The organism is Sphingomonas sp. Marseille-Q8236, assembly GCF_965112005.1.
Window position 1 is genome coordinate 1,907,633 of the sequence record NZ_CBCOPO010000001.1, and the last position, 17,785, is coordinate 1,925,417.

At 66.3% G+C, this 17,785-nt stretch carries 23 protein-coding genes; 9 read left to right on the plus strand and 14 right to left on the minus strand.

Annotated elements, in window-relative coordinates:
• Positions 1 to 166: 166 nt before the first annotated feature.
• On the minus strand, positions 167 to 2,029 hold the full coding sequence (locus ACWPWT_RS09105; protein ID WP_454279387.1) for a M1 family metallopeptidase: 1,863 nt from the start codon (positions 2,027 to 2,029) through the stop codon (positions 167 to 169).
• 107 nt (positions 2,030 to 2,136) lie between these two features.
• Between ACWPWT_RS09105 and ACWPWT_RS09110 the strand changes: the two genes are divergently transcribed.
• Positions 2,137 to 2,538, plus strand: a complete 402-nt coding sequence (locus tag ACWPWT_RS09110; RefSeq protein ID WP_454279388.1) for an HIRAN domain-containing protein — start codon at positions 2,137 to 2,139, stop codon at positions 2,536 to 2,538.
• Positions 2,539 to 2,641: 103 nt separating this feature from the next.
• Here ACWPWT_RS09110 and ACWPWT_RS09115 read toward each other — a convergent pair whose 3' ends face one another.
• The 3 genes from ACWPWT_RS09115 to ACWPWT_RS09125 form a co-directional block, all read right to left on the minus strand.
• Positions 2,642 to 2,878 (minus strand): hypothetical protein, encoded by a 237-nt coding sequence (locus tag ACWPWT_RS09115; protein WP_261269249.1) that lies wholly within the window; start codon positions 2,876 to 2,878, stop codon positions 2,642 to 2,644.
• A gap of 217 nt (positions 2,879 to 3,095) precedes the next feature.
• A complete protein-coding gene (locus ACWPWT_RS09120) occupies positions 3,096 to 3,476 on the minus strand; it encodes a hypothetical protein (protein ID WP_261269248.1) in 381 nt (126 codons plus the stop codon).
• On the minus strand, positions 3,473 to 4,150 hold the full coding sequence (locus tag ACWPWT_RS09125) for an EI24 domain-containing protein (RefSeq protein WP_261269247.1): 678 nt from the start codon (positions 4,148 to 4,150) through the stop codon (positions 3,473 to 3,475). The genes ACWPWT_RS09120 and ACWPWT_RS09125 overlap by 4 nt, the downstream gene beginning before the upstream one ends.
• 125 nt (positions 4,151 to 4,275) lie before the next feature.
• On the opposite strand from ACWPWT_RS09125, the gene ACWPWT_RS09130 reads away from it, so the two are divergent.
• Positions 4,276 to 5,268, plus strand: coding sequence for an adenosine kinase (locus ACWPWT_RS09130; RefSeq protein ID WP_261269246.1), 993 nt, complete (start codon positions 4,276 to 4,278; stop codon positions 5,266 to 5,268).
• 77 nt (positions 5,269 to 5,345) lie between these two features.
• Here ACWPWT_RS09130 and ACWPWT_RS09135 read toward each other — a convergent pair whose 3' ends face one another.
• The 8 genes from ACWPWT_RS09135 to hisB all read right to left on the minus strand — a co-directional run bounded on the left by ACWPWT_RS09135 (position 5,346) and on the right by hisB (position 10,981).
• On the minus strand, positions 5,346 to 6,884 hold the full coding sequence (locus ACWPWT_RS09135) for an amino acid permease (protein WP_261269245.1): 1,539 nt from the start codon (positions 6,882 to 6,884) through the stop codon (positions 5,346 to 5,348).
• Between the two features lie 161 nt (positions 6,885 to 7,045).
• Positions 7,046 to 7,423 carry a histidine triad nucleotide-binding protein gene (locus ACWPWT_RS09140; protein ID WP_454279389.1) on the minus strand — a complete coding sequence of 126 codons (378 nt, stop codon included), beginning with the start codon at positions 7,421 to 7,423 and terminating at the stop codon, positions 7,046 to 7,048.
• A 30-nt stretch (positions 7,424 to 7,453) separates the two neighbouring features.
• On the minus strand, positions 7,454 to 7,768 hold the full coding sequence (locus ACWPWT_RS09145; protein ID WP_454279390.1) for a phosphoribosyl-ATP diphosphatase: 315 nt from the start codon (positions 7,766 to 7,768) through the stop codon (positions 7,454 to 7,456).
• A gap of 31 nt (positions 7,769 to 7,799) precedes the next feature.
• Positions 7,800 to 7,955, minus strand: coding sequence for a hypothetical protein (locus ACWPWT_RS09150; RefSeq protein ID WP_454279391.1), 156 nt, complete (start codon positions 7,953 to 7,955; stop codon positions 7,800 to 7,802).
• Positions 7,956 to 8,302: 347 nt separating this feature from the next.
• Complete coding sequence (hisF, locus tag ACWPWT_RS09155; RefSeq protein WP_175313885.1) at positions 8,303 to 9,064, minus strand: imidazole glycerol phosphate synthase subunit HisF; 762 nt, start codon at positions 9,062 to 9,064, stop codon at positions 8,303 to 8,305.
• A complete protein-coding gene (hisA, locus tag ACWPWT_RS09160) occupies positions 9,061 to 9,795 on the minus strand; it encodes a 1-(5-phosphoribosyl)-5-[(5-phosphoribosylamino)methylideneamino]imidazole-4-carboxamide isomerase (protein ID WP_454279392.1) in 735 nt (244 codons plus the stop codon). The genes hisF and hisA overlap by 4 nt, the downstream gene beginning before the upstream one ends.
• Positions 9,792 to 10,397 (minus strand): imidazole glycerol phosphate synthase subunit HisH, encoded by a 606-nt coding sequence (hisH, locus tag ACWPWT_RS09165; protein WP_454279393.1) that lies wholly within the window; start codon positions 10,395 to 10,397, stop codon positions 9,792 to 9,794. Before hisH ends, hisA begins: the two co-directional genes overlap by 4 nt.
• Positions 10,394 to 10,981: an imidazoleglycerol-phosphate dehydratase HisB gene (gene hisB, locus ACWPWT_RS09170; protein ID WP_309692922.1), complete on the minus strand. Its 588-nt coding sequence runs from the start codon at positions 10,979 to 10,981 to the stop codon at positions 10,394 to 10,396. Before hisB ends, hisH begins: the two co-directional genes overlap by 4 nt.
• Positions 10,982 to 11,053: 72 nt before the next feature.
• Between hisB and ACWPWT_RS09175 the strand changes: the two genes are divergently transcribed.
• Complete coding sequence (locus tag ACWPWT_RS09175; protein WP_261269238.1) at positions 11,054 to 11,539, plus strand: SspB family protein; 486 nt, start codon at positions 11,054 to 11,056, stop codon at positions 11,537 to 11,539.
• A gap of 190 nt (positions 11,540 to 11,729) precedes the next feature.
• On the plus strand, positions 11,730 to 13,133 hold the full coding sequence (gene fumC, locus ACWPWT_RS09180) for a class II fumarate hydratase (RefSeq protein ID WP_454279394.1): 1,404 nt from the start codon (positions 11,730 to 11,732) through the stop codon (positions 13,131 to 13,133).
• A gap of 90 nt (positions 13,134 to 13,223) precedes the next feature.
• Here the strand turns inward: fumC and ACWPWT_RS09185 are convergent, their stop codons facing one another.
• The gene (locus ACWPWT_RS09185) at positions 13,224 to 13,865 is read right to left on the minus strand and encodes a trimeric intracellular cation channel family protein (protein WP_454279395.1); all 642 of its coding nucleotides are present in this window, start codon (positions 13,863 to 13,865) and stop codon (positions 13,224 to 13,226) included.
• Positions 13,866 to 14,001: 136 nt separating this feature from the next.
• Between ACWPWT_RS09185 and ACWPWT_RS09190 the strand changes: the two genes are divergently transcribed.
• Both ACWPWT_RS09190 and ACWPWT_RS09195 read left to right on the plus strand, forming a co-directional pair.
• The gene (locus tag ACWPWT_RS09190; protein WP_261269236.1) at positions 14,002 to 14,310 is read left to right on the plus strand and encodes a glycine zipper 2TM domain-containing protein; all 309 of its coding nucleotides are present in this window, start codon (positions 14,002 to 14,004) and stop codon (positions 14,308 to 14,310) included.
• 182 nt (positions 14,311 to 14,492) lie between these two features.
• Positions 14,493 to 15,056 carry a glycine zipper 2TM domain-containing protein gene (locus tag ACWPWT_RS09195; RefSeq protein ID WP_261269235.1) on the plus strand — a complete coding sequence of 188 codons (564 nt, stop codon included), beginning with the start codon at positions 14,493 to 14,495 and terminating at the stop codon, positions 15,054 to 15,056.
• A gap of 59 nt (positions 15,057 to 15,115) precedes the next feature.
• Here ACWPWT_RS09195 and ACWPWT_RS09200 read toward each other — a convergent pair whose 3' ends face one another.
• The gene (locus tag ACWPWT_RS09200) at positions 15,116 to 15,337 is read right to left on the minus strand and encodes a hypothetical protein (RefSeq protein ID WP_261269234.1); all 222 of its coding nucleotides are present in this window, start codon (positions 15,335 to 15,337) and stop codon (positions 15,116 to 15,118) included.
• Positions 15,338 to 15,465: 128 nt separating this feature from the next.
• On the opposite strand from ACWPWT_RS09200, the gene ACWPWT_RS09205 reads away from it, so the two are divergent.
• From ACWPWT_RS09205 to ACWPWT_RS09215, 3 genes are all read left to right on the plus strand, one after another.
• The gene (locus ACWPWT_RS09205; RefSeq protein ID WP_454279396.1) at positions 15,466 to 16,200 is read left to right on the plus strand and encodes a hypothetical protein; all 735 of its coding nucleotides are present in this window, start codon (positions 15,466 to 15,468) and stop codon (positions 16,198 to 16,200) included.
• Positions 16,201 to 16,264: 64 nt separating this feature from the next.
• A complete protein-coding gene (crcB, locus tag ACWPWT_RS09210) occupies positions 16,265 to 16,639 on the plus strand; it encodes a fluoride efflux transporter CrcB (RefSeq protein ID WP_454279397.1) in 375 nt (124 codons plus the stop codon).
• Positions 16,636 to 17,730: an RluA family pseudouridine synthase gene (locus tag ACWPWT_RS09215; protein ID WP_261269231.1), complete on the plus strand. Its 1,095-nt coding sequence runs from the start codon at positions 16,636 to 16,638 to the stop codon at positions 17,728 to 17,730. Before crcB ends, ACWPWT_RS09215 begins: the two co-directional genes overlap by 4 nt.
• The last annotated feature ends 55 nt before the right edge of the window (positions 17,731 to 17,785 follow it).

The following is a 17,785-nucleotide window of genomic DNA, read 5'->3' on the forward strand; positions in this document are numbered from 1 at the left end:
CCCCCCGGTCGGAATGTCGGTGTGAGTGTCGATTAACCGGGGCTAAACGCGTTGAAAAGCACTGCCGGAACCATATCCGGTGAACGGTGTTTCGGCGGCGGTGACCTGAAAACGCGGCGGCGAAACGATTAATTGGTTCCTCGTTTCGCCGCCGATCAGGCTCGTCCTATCGACCAAGCAGACGATCAACCGTCACCTGGGTTACCGAATGATAACCGGGACGCGCTTTGTCATAGATTCGCTTGGCCAGCGCCTTGCCCCATTCGTCTTGCCCCTGAAGCTGCTGGAACAAGGGCGCGACGAATTTCCGGCGCCCCTGCGAAGTCAGGAACTGCTCGGCCGACGCTTCGGCTGGCGGGTAGCGGTTGGCGAGCGCGAGGCGAAGCCAGGCGAAACGGATTTCGCTATTGCCTGTGTCGTTCCAGTGAAACCGCCCGTCGAGCGCGGCCAGCCGTTCGGCGGAAAGCTGACGCGGCAGTTGGTCGAGGAAGCGGACATATTCCTGCGTCGTGACCTTGCCAGGGACGGCCGACACCGGGCCGCCCGCCGCGAACGCCTTGGCCGCCGCATCGATCGCGGGGAAGGCGTCGGAGCGGATGTGGACGGCGTTGGCGGGAATGCCCGGCTGATAGACCCATTGGTCGACGCCGATCTTGTCTGCCTCGTCGGGCTTGAGCAAATTCGCCTTCAGGTCGGCGAGGAAACCTGCGCTCGTCTGCGGCTGGAAGGCATGGCGGTCGAAATAGCGGCGCAGATACGCATCCCAGCGTGCCCGACCGACGACGGACTCGATCGTACGTAGGAAGGTCGCACCCTTGTCATAGGCGATCTGGGTCATGCCGTCGTCGGGATCGCGTTTCGCATCTAGGTCGAGATGCAGCTTGGTGTCGGCGGACTGGGCCCCACCCGCTTCCTTCACCGCATTCTGCATGTCGGTCCATGCCAGGTCGGCCTCCATGTCGGCACGGCGCTTGCCGTACATCGACTCCATGATCCGGTTCTCGAAATAGCTGGTGAAGCCTTCGTTCAGCCAGAAATCATCCCAGGTCGCGTTGGTGACCAGATTGCCCGACCAGCTATGCGCCAGTTCGTGCGCGATCAGGCTGACCAGGCTGCGGTCGCCCGCCAGCACGGTCGGCGTGGCAAAGGTCAGCATCGGGTTTTCCATCCCGCCGAACGGAAAGCTGGGCGGCAGGACCAGTACGTCGTACCGACCCCAGCGATAGGGGCCGTACAGCCCCTCGGCAGCGGTCACGAATTTGTCGAGCCCGGCAAATTCCCATGCCGATTTGTCGAGCATCGCGGGCTCGGTCCAGATGCCGGTGTTGCGGCTCAGCGGGCGGAACTGCAGGTCCCCGATCGCCAATGCGATCAGATAGGGGGCGACCGGCTTGTCCATGCGATAGCTGGCGGTGTGGCGGCCATTCTCGCAGGGCGACTTGGCGACACGTGCGCCACTCATTACCACGGTCAGGTCACACGGCGCGTTGACGGTGGCGTCCCAGGTCTGGCGGATGCCGGGCGAATCCTGTGTCGGGATCCAACTGCGGTTGAGGATCGCCTCGCCCTGGCTGAACAGATAGGGATGCTTCTTGCCTGCCGTCTGTTCGGGCGACAGCCATTGCAGCGCCTTGGCCCCCGGCGCGGAGGCATAGGCGATCCGCACGGTTCGCTGGCCGTTCAGCGTGATGGTCAGCGGCGCACCATGCACCGCATCCCCCTGGCCGATGGTGTAGGGCAGGGGGCGGTTCTGTGCATCGGTGACGGCGACGATCCGCAGGCCGTTGTCATCGACCACCAGTTGCTTGGCATCGGCCTTGGCATCGACCGACAGGGTCGCGATCCCGCGCACCACATGCGTGTCGAAATCGGCATAGAGGTCGAGCGAGATATGGGTGACCCGCGCCTCTAGCGGCCGGGCGAAGCTGTGCACATCGCGCGCATCGGCGCTGGCAAGTATGGGCGCGACGACGGGCGGGTTGGCGGGGGATTGGGCGGCGAGCAGCATCGCCAGGGCGGCAACGGACATGGGCACTCCGAATGGGACAGGATGATTGCACCATAGCCGGATCGCACCGGAATGTTAGGGCTCTGGACGGACGGGCATGGGCTCACCAGCTAGGATGCATGGATGAAATGACGCTGGCAGTGGTCGGGATCGACTTTCCCAATGAGGACAAGGCACGAAGCAATCGGCGTTTCGAGGCGATGGCCTCCGCGATCGGCGAGCCGGTGACCCTGCGGCCCGAACCGCGCAACCGGCACGATCCCCATGCGGTGGCGGTCTTCAGCCAGCGCGACGTGCAATTGGGGTATCTGTCGGCCGAGCGCGCCCCCCTGGTCGGTGCGCGGATACGGCGCGGCGAAGAGGTGGCGGCGATCTATCAGGGGCTGAAGGGCTCGGTCGCTTATATTCGCATCCGCTTCGGCGGTGGCGCACCCGTCCTGCCGCCCGAGCGCGAGCGGCCAGCGCCGGAAGCCCCGGCGTCGGACGACGGTTTCTATCCCGATCCCGACGGTCCGGAATGGGGCGCCTGATAAGGCGTCGTGCAAAAGAAAAGGGAGCCGAAATCGGCTCCCTTCCCCCACATGGTTCGTCATGCGGCAATCATCGGGGCGGAGTTTCCCCCGCCCGCGAAAATCAGTTGCTGTCCGCGTCGTCGTCCTTGACGATCGCGACGACACCGATGGCAACGACGCCAGCGGCGATGATCGCGGCCAGGATGCCGCCGCCGGCCAGCTTGTTGCTCTTGGCGGTCGGAGCCGACGCGCGGACCGACTTCGAAACCGACAGGCTGGCAGCCGGGTTCGTCGGAGCAGCAGCGACCGGAGCAGCGACCAGAGCGGTGGCGGCAACAGCAGACAGGAACTTCATCATACGTAATCTCCCATGGCGAACTACCGCCAAGACGCGGTGGTGTTCTACGTCCCGATAGCGCATACGCGTCGATCTGTAAATTTGTTCCCGCAGTGCATCAAATTTCCGCAATTGCTTGGAACAATTTCAAATGACGAATTTTCGTTAACTATATCAGTTGTAATAAATGGCGACATGGTTGCCGCGCAGCAGGGTAAATGGCGATGCCGGGGCCGTATCAGCGCCCGCCGTCGCGCCGGGTCAGCGCCGCGACGCAGCTGGCACGGTCGATCGAACTGCCATCGGGCTCGCGCGCGTCCAGATAGGTGACCCGCGGCTCGGCCCCGTCCTTCGGATAGAGATAGGCGTCGAGGACGCAGAAGCTCCCCTGAAACTGCAATTTGCGTGCGGCGCCCTCGCGGACATCGGCATCGGCATTGCCGAACAGCTTGACCAGCCCGGCGGCGTCCTGCCCGATCACACGCTCGAGCCCGACACTGGTATAGGGCACCGCGACCGGGGCCATGCCGCCGCCACGGACCGGTGCCGCGTTTTGGGAGACGGTACAGCCCGCCAACAGGATCAGGCTCAGCAGCGGCAACGCGAAATGGCGGGTCATGCCTGTCGTCTCATATGGAAGAAATGGGTCGCCATGCTCGCCCCGAGGACGGGGGCCAGCAGGTTCAGTCCCGGAACCACGAACAGGGCGGCGGCGGCAAGCCCCAACAGGAAGCGGGCGGGTCCGGTCGCCTTGCGCCAGCGACGCATGGCGGGGCCGTCCATGTGCCGCGCCGCGACCATGTCCCCCAGGTCGCGCGACAGCAGCCAGGCATTGACGAGCAGAAAGGCCACAGCGGTACCCACGCCGGTCGCCAGCAGGACGATGTAGACCGGCAGGAGCAACAGGTTGATCGCGATCACGCGAAGCGCCGATCCCAGCCCCATCGCCACGCCCCGCGTCAGCGGCATGGGCCGTGCGCCGGCCAGCGCCTGTGGGTAATGCCTGGCCTCCACCGCCGCGACGATGTCGTCGGCGAAGATACCGACCACCCCGATTGCGACCGCGCGAAAGGCGAGCCAGAGCGCCAGCATTTCGATCACCAGGGTGAGCGCCGCCGACCAGCCGCCGGCCTGCGCGCCCAGCCATCCGGTCAGGGCCGCGCGGACGCCCCACCACAGCGCCACGCCCGCCGCCGCGAACAGCGCGAAGGTGACCGCCAGCGACCGGATCAGCACCCGGCGGACCGCCGGATCGCCCAACTGGGCCAGCGACAGGAAAAAGGCACGGATCATGGACCGGGGATGGCGTGACGCAGCCCTGCAAGTCAATGCGGTAGAAGGGGGTGGGGCCTCTCTTGCGTCGCCATGGCCCGCTGACTAGGGCGGCGGCATCCATCTGATTTCCCGGAGTCTGTTTCTTGACCAACCCCACTTATGACGTGGTGGCGATCGGCAATGCCATCGTCGACATTCTCGCTTCGGCCGAGGATGATTTCATTGCCGAGAACGGCATGACCAAGGGCGCGATGCAGCTCGTCTTCTCGCCCGAAGAGGCCGATGCGCTTTATGCCAAAATGGGTCCGGGTCGTGAGATTTCGGGCGGTTCGGCGGCGAACACGCTGGCGGGGATCGCGGCGCTTGGCGGCAAGACCGCGTTCATCGGCCAGGTCGCCGACGACCAGCTGGGCGAGGTCTTCGCGCACGACATCCGCGCGGCGGGCGTCCGCTACGACACGCCGGAACGCGCCGGGCAGCCGACGACGGGCCGCTGCATGATCTTCGTCAGCCCCGACGGGCAGCGGACGATGAACACCTTCCTGGGTGCGTCGCATTATCTGCCCGCCGATGCGCTCGACCGCACGCTGATCGCCGATGCCGCCTATCTCTATATCGAAGGCTATCTTTGGGATCCCGAAGAGCCGCGTGCCGCGATGCGCGCCGCGATCGATGTGGCGCGTGAGGCGGGGCGCAAGATCGCCTTCACAGCCTCGGCCGAATTCGTGATCGACCGTCACCGCGCCGATTTCCATGCGCTGATCGACGGTGGCCTGATCGACGTGATCTTCGCCAACGAAACCGAAATCGTCGCGCTGACCGAGACGGCGGATGTCGAGGCGGCGATCGCCGCGTTGAAGGACAAGGTCGGGACGCTGGTCGTCACGCTCGCCGAGAAGGGCGCACTGGCGGTGCGTGGGGATGAGCGGGTGACGGTGCCCGCCCATCCGGTCGACAAGGTGGTCGACACGACCGGCGCGGGCGATCTTTTCGCCTCGGGCTTCCTCTATGGTCAGACGCATGGTCAGGACCTGAAGGCTTCGCTGACGCTGGGTGCGGCCTGTGCCGCCGAGATCATCAGCCATTTCGGCGCGCGTCCGCAGGTCGACCTGAAGGCACTGGCCGCCAGCCTGTAAGGCTCGATGGCAAAGGCCAAATGAAAAGGCCCGGAGGATCGCTCCTCCGGGCCTTTTTCGTGTCTCGCGTCAGCCGATCAGCGATTGATCGGCCGGGCGATTTCCGGCTGCATCGCCGGATCCTCGACCACATCCACGATGCCGCGCCCGACATGGCTGCGCTTGCGGCTGTAGAGGAAGTAGATCGCCAGACCCACCGCGCCCCAACCCGGCAGGACCAGGATGGCGACCAGCGGCAGCGAGAAGTACAGATACGCGCAACCGATCATCGCGGCGGGCGCGACGATGAACACGGCGGGCGTGCGGAACGGCCGCTTGCGGGTCGGATCGGTCTTGCGCAGCACCATCACCGACAGCGCCACCATGAAGAAGGCGAACAGCGTGCCCGAATTGGAATAGTCCGCCAGCTTGCCGACCGGCAGGAAGGCCGAGGCCAGGGTCGCGGCGATGCCCGTCACGATCGTCACGACGTGCGGCGTGCGATAGCGCGGATGCACCGAGGCCAGCTTTTCGGGCAGCAGGCCGTCGCGCGCCATGGTGAAGAACACGCGGGTCTGGCCGAACATCATCATGAGAACGACCGAGGGCAGCGCCAGCGTGGCGGCGAGACCGATCAGGTTGCCGATCTTTTCCCACCCGATGGTACGCAGGACATGCGCCAGCGCCTCGCGCGAGCAGGACAGCGGCTCGGCCACGCCGCTCGCGACGATCGCCTTGCACTGCGCGGCCAGTTCGGACGTGCCCGGCGACAGCACCGTGCCCGCCGCATCGCGCACCGGCTGCGCACCCAAAGGCGAGCCGATCGCGCCGGCGGAGACCAGCAGATAGAAGACGGTACAGAACAGCAGCGACGCGATCAGGCCGATCGGGACGTTGCGCTGCGGATTCTTGGTTTCCTCGGCGGCGGTCGACACCGCGTCGAAGCCGACATAGGCGAAGAAGATCGACGCGGCCGCCCCCGCCACGCCGGTCAGACCCGTGGGCATGAAGGGTTCGAAATGCGCACCGTTCATGACCGGCACCGACAATGCGATGAACAGGGTCAGCGCGGCGACCTTGATCGCGACGAGGATCGCGTTGACGCGCGCGCTCTCGGTCGTGCCGATGACGAGCAGCCAGGTGACCAGCAGCGAGATGATGACGGCGGGGAGGTTGATATAACCGCCCGAGGAGGGGCCGTTGACCCACTCCATCGGTATGTCGATGCCCAGCAGGTTGCGCAGCTGCCCGACGACATAGCCCGACCAGCCGACCGCAACGGCCGACGCGCCGACCGCATATTCGAGGATCAACGCCCAACCGACCATCCAGGCGAGCAATTCGCCCATGACCGCATAGGTATAGGTATAGGCCGACCCCGCGACCGGGACCATCGAGGCCAGCTCGGAATAGCAGAGCGCCGCCACCGCGCAGACGAAACCCGCCAGCACGAACGACAGCATCATCCCCGGCCCCGCCTTTTGCGCGGCTTCGGAGGTGAGAACGAAGATGCCCGTGCCGATAACGGCGCCGATACCCAGCATGGTAAGCTGGAACGCGCCTAGCGATCGTTGCAGCCCCTTCTTCTCGGCGGTCGCCAATATGGCGTCCAGAGGCTTAACGCGCCCGAAAATCATGAATGTCCAATCCCCCCAAGGGAAGGGCGGCCCCGACATGGGACACGCCCGGCGTTCGGTGAATGATTAGGAAGGTTAGCTGCAATTTTATTACGTGCAATCCCAAAGACGCGTGGAATGCGCCGAAGGGAGAAGCCTTCCGCCGGAACCGGGCCCGGCTATCAGCGCGCGAGCATCGGGCCCAACGGCCTGCCCGCCAGGATATGCACATGTAGGTGCGCCACTTCCTGCCCCGCATCGGTGCCGATATTGGCGAGCAGGCGATAGCCGGGTTCGACCGCGCCCGCTTCGCGCGCGACATGGCCCACCGCGCGGACAAAGCCCGCAATCTCCGCCTCGCTCGCACGGTCCGAGAAATCGTCCCACGACACATAGGGGCCGCGTGGGATCACCAGGATATGGGTCGGGGCGTGCGGCGCGATGTCGTGAAAAGCAACCGCCCACTCGTCTTCATAGACCCGGCGCGAAGGAATTTCGTCGCGCAGGATCTTCGCGAAGATATTCTGGTCGTCATAGGGAAGGGTGGCGTCGATCGGCATCGAAACTCTCCGTGGGATCAGCGAGGCCCATCAAGGAAGGCGGGCGGCCTTTTCGTCATGCCCCGACACGCCTTCCCGGCGCGCCAGCTCGGCACGGACATCGTCCAGCGAATGGCCTGCCTCGGTCAGCAGAACGATCAGGTGGAACATCAGGTCAGCGGCTTCGGACACGAGCTTGTCGGGCTGTGCCATGGCGGCGATGACGGTTTCCACCGCTTCCTCCCCAAGTTTCTGCGCGATCTTCGGGCGGCCCTTGGCGAACAGGCTGGCGGCATAGGAGGTGGCGGCGTCGCCTTCGTCCCGGCGCGCGCGGATCGTGGCTTCGAGGCGGTCGAGCATGTCCATGGGCGGTGGGTGGCGCAGGCGGCGGGCGGCGTCAATCCTTGCGGTTCCGGCGACGCAGCGCACGCCGCAAAAACCAGATCGCGCTGATCGCGAAGACGAACAGCGCGATGTCCGACAACTCGGGATGGCTGCGCGGGCGGACGACGCCGCTATGGCCATTGGCCGAGGTCATGATGACGAGTGGCATGGGGGATGTTTAGCAGCCTGCTCGGCGGCGGTCATCGGGGGGAGATTTCCACGCGAAGCCGCGAAGGTTTTTTGGTTCGCGCGGAGGCGCGGAGGCGCGGAGGATTTCGATTTGGGGCGGGCGCTGGCCCGCGGTTCGAATGCTGGAAGGTCTCCCGATCGAAAGCGATGGCGCCACAACCCCACCTCCGTTCAGCCTGAGCGAAGTCGAAGGCCACAGGAATCCGACGCGGTAAAGGGCAGGGCGTGCGCTTCGACTTCGCTCAGCACGAACGGGAGATGGGATCGGTCGAAGGGGCGCCAAGCCGACCGCCCGGAAACCAAACCCTCCGCGTCGTCGCGCGAACCTCAATGCGCCCGAACCGGCACCCCCGCTGCCGCCAGCGCCCGGTGGGCATCCGCGATCGAGGCATCGCCGAAGTGGAAGATCGACGCCGCCAGCACTGCCGAGGCATGGCCGTCGCGCACGCCCGCGACCAGATCGTCCAGCCCGCCGACGCCGCCCGACGCCACGACCGGCACGCTGGTCCGGTCGGCGATGGTGCGGATCAGGTCGAGGTCGTAGCCACCTCGCGTCCCGTCTCGGTCCATCGAGGTGACCAGCAACTCGCCTGCGCCCAGTTCCGCCAGCCGCAGCGCGTGCTCCACCGCATCGATGCCGGTCGCGCGCCGCCCGCCATGGGTGAACACCTCCCAGCCATCCGCCGTCCGCCGCGCATCGACGCTGGCGACGCAGCACTGGCTGCCGAATCGCTCGGCGATGTCGGAGACGACTTCCGGGCGGCTGACCGCGGCGGAATTGACGGCCACCTTGTCTGCGCCTGCCAGCAGCAGCGCCCGCGCATCCTCTGCCGTGCGAACGCCGCCGCCGACGGTCAACGGCATGAAGCACACCGCCGCCGTCCGCCGCACCACGTCCAGGATGGTCCCGCGCGCCTCGTGGCTGGCGGTGATGTCGAGGAAGCACAGCTCGTCCGCCCCGGCCGCGTCATAGGCGCGTGCCTGCTCGACGGGATCGCCCGCATCGATCAGGTCGACGAAGTTGACGCCCTTGACCACGCGCCCATTAGCGACGTCGAGGCAGGGGATGACGCGCGCCCGGACGGTCATGCGGCGGCCGCCACCGACAGCGCCGCCGCCAGGTCGAGCCGCCCGTCATAGAGCGCGCGGCCGGTGATCACGCCCTCGACCCCGTCCTGATGATGAAGCGCCAGCATGTGAATGTCGCCGATCCCCGCGACACCGCCGCTGGCGATCACCGGAATCCGCACCGCGCGGGCGAGGTCGACGGTCGCGGGTACATTGCAGCCCTTGAGCAATCCGTCGCGGCCCACGTCGGTAAAGAGCAGCGCGGCGACGCCCGCATCCTCGAACCGCCGCGCCAGATCCTCGACCGACACGTCCGACACGTCCGCCCAGCCGCGAGTCGCGACCATGCCGTCCTTGGCATCGACCGCGACGACGATCCCGCCGGGATAGGCTTTCGCCATGTCGCGCACGAAATCGGGATTGTCGAGCGCTGCGGTGCCGATCACCACGCGCGAGACGCCTAGGTCGAACCAGCGCTCGACATTCGCGGGGTTACGGATGCCGCCGCCCAACTGGACGTGCCCGGGAAAGGCTTTGACGATCGCCTGCACCGCCTCGCCATTGACCGACTCGCCCGCGAACGCGCCGTCCAGGTCGACGACGTGCAGATGCTGCGCGCCCGCCTCGGCGAACAGCATCGCTTGATGGGTGGGATCGTCGCCATAGACGGTCGCGCGGTCCATGTCGCCCTCGGCCAGACGGACGACCTGGCCGCCCTTCAGATCGATGGCGGGGAAAACGATCAGGCTCAAGGATGCCACTCCAGGAAACGGGTGAGAAGCGAGAGGCCGTAACGCTGGCTCTTCTCGGGATGGAACTGGACGCCGACCACCGTGTCGCGGCCGATCGCGGCGGCGACGGGGCCGTCATGGTCGGTGGTCGCCAGCACATGCTCGCCGGTAAAGGCAAAACTGTGGAGGAAATAGGCCTCGCCCGGCACGATCAGCGGGTGGTCGCGCGTCGGGCGGACATCGTTCCAGCCCATATGCGGGACCTTCGCCGCCGGGTCGGAGGGGGTGAGTCGCGCGACCCGGCCGGGAATCCAGCCAAGCCCGCGATGCTCGCCCATCTCCTCGCCCGTGTCGGCGAGCAGCTGCATGCCCACGCAAATGCCCAGGAACGGGCGGGCACGGTTGAGGGCGGCCTCGCGCAGCGCCTCTTCCAGCCCGTCGACGGCGCGCAGATTCGCCGCGCACGCCCCGAACGCGCCGACGCCCGGCAACACGATCCGGTCAGCCTTGGCGATCACATCCGGGTCGGCGGTGATGACGACATCGCTCGCCCCCGCCGCGCGCAGGGCATTGTCGACCGAGTGGAGATTGCCCGACTCGATGTCGATCAGCGCCAGCGTCACAACATGCCCTTGGTCGAGGGGATGGCGTCGGCCTTGCGCGGGTCGATCTCGACTGCCATCCGCAGCGCACGGGCCAGGCCCTTGAAGACGCTCTCGGCGATGTGATGGTTGTTGTGGCCGTGCAGCAGCTCGACGTGGAGCGTGATGCCCGCCTCCTGCGCGAAGCTGTGGAACCAGTGCTCGATCATCTCGGTCTGGAGCGTGCCCAGCATCGGGTTGGTGAACGGCACCTTCCACACCAGCCAGGGGCGGCCCGAAATGTCGAGCGCGGTGCGGGTCAGCACCTCGTCCATCGGCGACAGCGCCTCGCCGTACCGATAGATGCCGCGCTTGTCGCCCAGCGCCTTGGCAAAGGCCTGTCCGATCGCCAGCGCGCTGTCCTCGGTCGTGTGATGCCCGTCGATATGCAGGTCGCCCTCGACCTTGACCGACAGGTCGATCAGCGAATGCCGCGACAGCTGGTCGAGCATATGGTCGAGAAACCCGATGCCGGTGGCGTTCTGATAGACGCCGGTGCCGTCGAGATTGACGGTGACGTCGATGACGGTTTCCGCGGTGGCGCGGTGGACGGAGGCGGTGCGCATGGCCCCTCCCTTAAACACCTATCCGTCCCATGCAATCTTGACCCGCGATCAAAGGCCGCTAGTCCAAGGGACATGACCGAAGGATTGCCCGACAGCCTCATCCCCTATGACGACATCGTGCAGGAGGCCCTGCGCGCCGTGGTGGGGCGTGTACTCGGCCCGGTGGCGGAGACGGGGCATCTGCCCGGCACCCACCATTTCTACATCACTTTCAAGACCCAGGCGCCGGGTGTCGACATCCCGCAGCGGCTGGTCGAGCGATTCCCGGACGAAATGACCATCGTCCTCCAGAATCGCTTCTGGGACCTGACGGTGGACGAGAATCGCTTCTCGGTCGGCCTCAGCTTCAACCAGGTGCCGTCGAAGCTGGTGATTCCCTATTCGGCGATCACCCGCTTCCATGACCCGGAAGTGCAGTTCGAGCTGGGCTTCCATGTCGCCGACGACCCCCAGGGCGATCCCGATCCGCATGATTCGGCCGAGAATGACGAGCCGGTCGCCAAGCCGGTCGAGGACGGCAGCAACGTCGTCGCGGTGGACTTCAAGCGGAAGAAGTAAAACGGAAGCGGAGGAGGGCAAGACCCTTCTCCCTCTCCCCCTCGGGGAGAGGGCCGGGGTGAGGGGCTGGAGCCGGGCCTGCACTCCGTCGTCTCGCCAAGCCCCAACCCCTCACCCAACCCTCTCCCCGGAGGGGAGAGGGCTTGATATTCACCGGGAACCCATTCCCTATCCGGTGAGTCCCTAGTCCATGACCCAGACCCCCACCGCTACCCGCACCGAGACCGATTCGATCGGCCCGATCAAAGTTCCCGCCCACGCCTATTGGGGCGCGCAGACCGAGCGGAGTCTCGAGAACTTCCCGTTTGGCGTGCGCGAGCAAATGCCGATCGGCATCGTCCATGCGCTGGCCATCGTCAAAAAGGCCGCCGCGCGAATCAATCGCGGGCACGGGCTGACGGCGGAAAAGGCCGATGCCATCGAATCAGCGGCGCAGGAGGTCATCGACGGACGGCATGACGACCAGTTCCCTTTGGTCATCTGGCAGACCGGCTCGGGTACCCAGTCCAACATGAACGCCAATGAGGTGATTGCGGGCCGCGCCAATGAAATCCTGACCGGCACGCGCGGCGGCAAATCACCCGTGCATCCCAATGACGATGTGAATCGCGGCCAGTCGTCCAACGACACCTTCCCGACCGCGCTGCACGTCGCCGCCGCGCTGGCCGTGACGCGGCAGCTTTATCCCGCGCTCGACCGGCTGCACGCTGCGCTGGATGCCAAGGCGAAGGAATGGGACTCGATCGTCAAGATTGGCCGCACCCATTTGCAGGACGCGACCCCGCTGACGCTGGGCCAGGAATTCTCCGGCTATGTCCAGCAACTCGCCAATGCCCGCGATCGGATCGAGGGGACGCTCCACCGCAATATCCTGCCGCTGGCGCAGGGCGGTACGGCGGTCGGCACGGGGCTGAACGCCCCCCATGGCTTTGCCGAGGCGATCGCCGCCGAGATCGCCGAGGCGACCGGGCTCGACTTCGTCACCGCGCCCAACAAGTTCGAAGCGCTGGCGAGCAATGACGGGCTGGTCGACCTGCACGGCACCTTGAATGTCCTCGCCGTGGCGCTGACCAAGATTGCCAATGACATCCGCCTGCTGGGTTCGGGCCCGCGCTCGGGGCTGGGCGAGCTTGAGCTTCCGGCCAACGAACCGGGCAGCTCGATCATGCCGGGCAAGGTCAACCCGACCCAGAACGAGATGCTGACCATGGTCGCGGCACAGGTGATCGGCAACAATGCCGCCGTCACGGTCGGCGGGCTACAGGGGCATCTCGAACTCAATGTGTTCAAGCCGTTGATCGGTGCGAATGTGCTGCGCTCGATCCATTTGCTGTCGGTCGGCATGGAAAGCTTCGCCGAGCGGACGGTCGAGGGCATGACGGTCAATCGCGACCGGATCACCGAATTGCTCGACCGTTCGCTGATGCTGGTGACCGCGCTGGCCCCGGAGATCGGCTATGACAATGCTGCCAAGATCGCCAAGCATGCGCATCACAAGGGGCAGACGCTGAAGGAGGCCGGGCTGGAACTGGGGCTGGTCGACGAAGCGACGTTCGACCGGGTGGTGCGGCCGGAGTTGATGCTGGGTCGGTGAGTCGTGGCCTTCGACTTCGCTCAGGCTGAACGGATGTTGGAAACCCATAACCCAGCCCGTTCAGGCTGAGCGAAGTCGAAGCCCAAGGGATTATCCCCGATCCGTCCACTCCTCAGCCGGATAGGCGGGCAGGGCAAGCCTGTAGCGAATCGCCGCCCCGCGCAGCACGAAGCCCGCCAGCGCGGCGATCGGTCCCGCCATGGGCACGTCCAGTTGTGTCAGGATGACATAGCTGGTCGAGGCGAGCGCGGCGGCGGTGACGTAGAGTTCGGGCCGCATCAGGATCGACGGCTCGCCCGCGATCACGTCGCGGATGATGCCGCCGACACAGGCCGACACCACGCCGAGCATCGCGGCGGCGATAGGCGGGATGCCATAGCCGCTGGCCTTGGCCGCGCCATACACGGCATAGGCGGCCAGCCCCACCGCGTCGAACCAGTCGAGCGCACTGCCGCGCCACCAGCGCTCGGGCGTCGCCCAGACCGCGACGGCGGCGGCCAGGCAAACCGCCGGCACGCGCGCGTCATGCACCCAGAACACCGGCGCATCGATCAGCAAGTCGCGCACCGTCCCGCCGCCGACCCCGGTGATGAGCGCGAAGAACACGAGCGTCACCATCGTCTGGCGATGCTTGGCCGCGACCAACGCGCCCGAGACGGCGAACACCGCCAGCCCGGCAAGGTCGAGCCACGGCATCGCGGCGGGCAGCATGGCGGTCGGTTCGGGCAACATCACCATCGACCCTAGAGCGCCGGGCCCGCGCCGGAAAGGCCGTCCCGCAGATGAACGTGGCGTTATCTCGCGTTCATGCAACGGACAGTAGAATATGGACGTTACGGCATCAGATCATTTCGAAAGGAACAATGTCATGCGGAAATTAATGCTCGCTTTGGGATGCACCGCGATGGTCGTCCCCTCGCTGCTGGTTCCCGTCACCGCCGCCGATGCGCAGCGCCGCTACAAGTATCGCGAATGGCGCGACGATCGCGGCCGTGTCCGTTGCCGCAAGCCCGACGGCACGACCGGTCTGGTGGTCGGCGGTGTCGCGGGTGCGCTGCTGGGCCGCACGATCGATACGCGCGGCGACCGTACGCTGGGCACGCTGGGCGGTGCTGCCGTCGGTGCGCTGGCGGGCCGTGAGGTGGAGCGCAGCACGAGCAACCGTCGCTGCCGCTAAGGCACGGGCGGCCCGGTCCGCCCGGCGCTATACCCAAAAGGCGTCATCTTCGGGTGGCGCCTTTTTCGTTTGGATAGCAATGACTTATTCTGTCCCGTCGGTGAACGGAAAGTAGTTTTCGGTTCACGCAACAGCGCGGCCAAGACGATCGTTCAGCCATCATCACAATCGGGAGTATAGTAATGCGTATCGCTCTGTTGTCGGCCACGATCGCCGCCACCGCCTTTGCCGCCATGCCCGCCGCGGCGCAGCGCAATGGCTGGGAGGCGCGTCAGGAATATCGCGAGGATATCCGCGATGCCCGTCGCGACTATCGCCGTGACGTTCGCGATGCCGATTCGCGCCGCGATGTTCGCGAGGCGCGCCGGGAATATCGCGAAGACGTTCGCGACGCCCGCAAGGACTATCGCCGGGACATGCGAAACGTCCGCTGGCGCAATTACGACTATAACCGGTTCGAGCCGGGTCAGCGCGGTTATTATCCCGAGCGCTATTATCGCGATGGCCGCTATTACCAGACCCGCTCGCTGGGGCGGAACGACCGCATCTATCGCGGCATGAACGGGCGTTATTATTGCCGCCGCAACGACGGCACCACCGGTCTGGTGATCGGCGGCCTGGCCGGCGGCACGCTGGGCAACATCATCGCGGGCGGCGGTTCGCGCCTGCTGGGCACGGTGATCGGCGCGGGCGGCGGTGCGCTGCTGGGGCAGCAGATCGATCGCGGTCAGGTCCGCTGCCGCTGATCCGGTAGGCCGGAGGATTGGGACGGCCCGGCGGGGAGACTCGCCGGGCCGTTCGTCGTTCAGATCAGGCCGCCGCCCAGCATCAGGCGCAAGCCGAAGATTAGGATGAGGATCAGGTTGAGATTGCGCCCGCTGTTGCGCGACGACAGCGCACCCACCGCCGCGCCGACGATCGCGATCGGGATGACGAACCAATAGCCCCAGGCGAAGAAGGGCAGGAACGGCACGATGCCGAGCAGAAGCGCGACAAAGCCGATGAGGATCGAGAACAGGTTCAGCATAGGCCGAACATGGCCCTGCCCCTGCCGATGCACAAGCGGCCTGCCGACGATCCCGCACCGGGACGATCGCCGAAGGGGAGGAGCATGTCGTTAAGGATCATGAGGCTTCCTCATGCTAGGAATGCCGCATGATGTTCATGTCGCGACGAAATCTCCTCCCCCTGGCGTGCCTCATGCTGGCCGCCTGCGGGCGCGGACAGGACGATGATGCGCAACTCAATGCGCTCGACAAGGAACTGTCCACGATGAACGACGGCAGCCCGACGCGCGATCCGCAACTGCGCGAGGCCTTGGCCGGACAGATCATGGTCGATCCCGGCTTGACCCAAAGCTCCAACGCCAATGCGGTGCGTCCCCCCAACCAGCCCGCCAGCGACATGGTGCCGTCCCTGCCGCTGGCGGCCGATCCGGTCGATCCGAAGACGCTGAAATCGGCGCCGCTCGCCGCGCGGGATTGCCCTGAATGCCGGGCCTCCGCCGGGGCATTCACGCTGGCGGCGAAGGCAGGACAGCAGCCGGGCAACGCGGCCTGCCTGTCGGGCCTGCGCTATTCGGCGGCGTGGGCGGGGCGGTTGCCCGCCGCACTCGCCGTCTATCCGGCGAGCCAGGTGGCGGAGGCGGCTGGCAATGACGCAGGCGGTTGCGCGCTGCGCATCGTCAGCATGCGGACATCGGCACCCGCCGCCAAGGTCATCGATTATTATTATACCCGCGCCGCCGCGGCGGGCTATTCCGCCGAGCACAAGATGGACGGCGCGCAGCATGTGCTGGGCGGGACGCGGGGGGCCGCAGCCTATATGATCTATGCCACCGCGCGTGCCGGAGGTGGGAGCGATATCGATCTGGTGGTCAAGGCCGGATAGGCCAAGCCGCCGCCATGCTTGTTCCTTTGCGCGGAACGCCGGGTTGCGCTAGGGGGACAGGATTATGTCACCGCTTCTACTCGTGATGCTGGGCGGCGCGCTGGGCTCGGGGGGACGGTATCTGACGGGGCGTGTGCTGACCGAGGCACTCGGCTCCGGCTTTCCGTTCGGCACGCTGGCGGTCAACTGGCTCGGCTGTCTCGCCATGGGCGTGCTTGCGGGCACGCTGGCGCGGATCGGTGGGCATGAGGGGTGGCGGCTGTTCATCGGCGTCGGGGTGCTGGGGGGCTATACGACCTTCTCCGCCTTCTCGCTGGACACCATCACGCTGATCGAGCGGGGGCAGGGGGCGGTGGCGCTCGCTTACGTCGCGCTGTCTGTATTGGGTTCGCTGGCCGCTTTGTGGGCCGGACTTTCGTTGACGAGGATTTTCGCATGACGGACTCTGTCCGCCAATTCACGGTCGGCTATGACGATGACGGTATCCGGCTGGATCGCTGGTTCAAGCGGCACCTGCCCGAAACCAGCTTCACGACCGTCGCCAAATGGGCCCGCACCGGGCAGTTGCGCGTCGACGGCGCGCGCGCGACTCCGGGCGACCGCATCATAGCGGGCCAGGTGCTGCGCGTTCCCCCCGCCGAGCCCGCCCTGGTTGAGAACAGCAAGCCGACGATGCGGCCGCGCAACATCCTGTCCGAAGATGAAGAGGCGTTTGCGCGCGAGATGGTGATCCACAAGGATCGCGACGCGCTGGTCCTCAACAAGCCGCCTGGTCTGGCGACTCAAGGGGGGACCAAGACGACCACCCATGTCGACGGTCTGCTCGACGCGTTGCAGTTCGAGGCGGAGGGGCGGCCCAAGCTCGTCCACCGGCTCGACAAGGATACGTCCGGCGCGCTGCTGGTCGCGCGCAATGCGCGTGCGGCGGCGTTTTTTGCCAAGGCTTTTTCGGGACGCACCGCCAAGAAGATCTATTGGGCGCTGGTTGTCGGCGTTCCCTCGATCGAGGACGGCACGATCGAACTGCCCATCGCCAAGCAGCCGGGCACCGGCGGCGAGAAGATGCATGTCGATGAGGAAAACGGCCAGGCCGCGCGCTCGCGCTACCGGGTGATCGAGCGGGCGGGCAATCGCTGCTGCTGGGTCGAGTTGCAGCCGTTCACCGGCCGCACCCATCAGCTTCGCGTGCACATGGCGGCGATCGGTCATCCCATCGTCGGCGACGGCAAATATGGCGGCGCGGCGGCGTTCCTGACCGGCGGGATCAGCCGTAAGATGCACCTCCATGCGCGCCGGATCCGTGTCGATCATCCCGATGGCGGCCGCATCGACCAGACCGCCGAACTGCCCAGCCACTTCGCCGAGAGCATGAATCAGCTCGGCTTCGACGAGATTCGTGGCGATGTCCTGCCCCAGGACGAGGATCGCGGTCCGCCGCCCAAGGACGTGCTCAAGCAGCGGGCCAAGGCGCACGCCAAGCAGTATCGCAAGGAACGGCGCGGCGAGCGGCGCGGCCGGGGCGCTCGTTGATATCGGGTTCCCCTCCCCAATGCAGGGAGGGGGCACCGCGAGCCAGACCTCACGC

Coding starts and splice junctions, on each gene's coding strand:
- hisB (WP_309692922.1), bottom strand. CDS start 10,981: ATGCGCACCGCCTCCGTCCACCGCGCCACCGCGGAAACCGTCATCGAC.
- hisF (WP_175313885.1), bottom strand. CDS start 9,064: ATGACCGTCCGGGCGCGCGTCATCCCCTGCCTCGACGTCGCTAATGGG.
- ACWPWT_RS09110 (WP_454279388.1), top strand. CDS start 2,137: ATGACGCTGGCAGTGGTCGGGATCGACTTTCCCAATGAGGACAAGGCA.
- ACWPWT_RS09185 (WP_454279395.1), bottom strand. CDS start 13,865: ATGTTGCCCGAACCGACCGCCATGCTGCCCGCCGCGATGCCGTGGCTC.
- ACWPWT_RS09200 (WP_261269234.1), bottom strand. CDS start 15,337: ATGCTGAACCTGTTCTCGATCCTCATCGGCTTTGTCGCGCTTCTGCTC.
- fumC (WP_454279394.1), top strand. CDS start 11,730: ATGACCCAGACCCCCACCGCTACCCGCACCGAGACCGATTCGATCGGC.
- ACWPWT_RS09175 (WP_261269238.1), top strand. CDS start 11,054: ATGACCGAAGGATTGCCCGACAGCCTCATCCCCTATGACGACATCGTG.
- ACWPWT_RS09140 (WP_454279389.1), bottom strand. CDS start 7,423: ATGCCGATCGACGCCACCCTTCCCTATGACGACCAGAATATCTTCGCG.
- ACWPWT_RS09105 (WP_454279387.1), bottom strand. CDS start 2,029: ATGTCCGTTGCCGCCCTGGCGATGCTGCTCGCCGCCCAATCCCCCGCC.
- ACWPWT_RS09190 (WP_261269236.1), top strand. CDS start 14,002: ATGCGGAAATTAATGCTCGCTTTGGGATGCACCGCGATGGTCGTCCCC.
- ACWPWT_RS09120 (WP_261269248.1), bottom strand. CDS start 3,476: ATGACCCGCCATTTCGCGTTGCCGCTGCTGAGCCTGATCCTGTTGGCG.
- crcB (WP_454279397.1), top strand. CDS start 16,265: ATGTCACCGCTTCTACTCGTGATGCTGGGCGGCGCGCTGGGCTCGGGG.
- ACWPWT_RS09195 (WP_261269235.1), top strand. CDS start 14,493: ATGCGTATCGCTCTGTTGTCGGCCACGATCGCCGCCACCGCCTTTGCC.
- ACWPWT_RS09145 (WP_454279390.1), bottom strand. CDS start 7,768: ATGGACATGCTCGACCGCCTCGAAGCCACGATCCGCGCGCGCCGGGAC.
- ACWPWT_RS09205 (WP_454279396.1), top strand. CDS start 15,466: ATGATGTTCATGTCGCGACGAAATCTCCTCCCCCTGGCGTGCCTCATG.
- ACWPWT_RS09215 (WP_261269231.1), top strand. CDS start 16,636: ATGACGGACTCTGTCCGCCAATTCACGGTCGGCTATGACGATGACGGT.
- ACWPWT_RS09150 (WP_454279391.1), bottom strand. CDS start 7,955: ATGCCACTCGTCATCATGACCTCGGCCAATGGCCATAGCGGCGTCGTC.
- ACWPWT_RS09125 (WP_261269247.1), bottom strand. CDS start 4,150: ATGATCCGTGCCTTTTTCCTGTCGCTGGCCCAGTTGGGCGATCCGGCG.
- ACWPWT_RS09135 (WP_261269245.1), bottom strand. CDS start 6,884: ATGATTTTCGGGCGCGTTAAGCCTCTGGACGCCATATTGGCGACCGCC.
- ACWPWT_RS09115 (WP_261269249.1), bottom strand. CDS start 2,878: ATGATGAAGTTCCTGTCTGCTGTTGCCGCCACCGCTCTGGTCGCTGCT.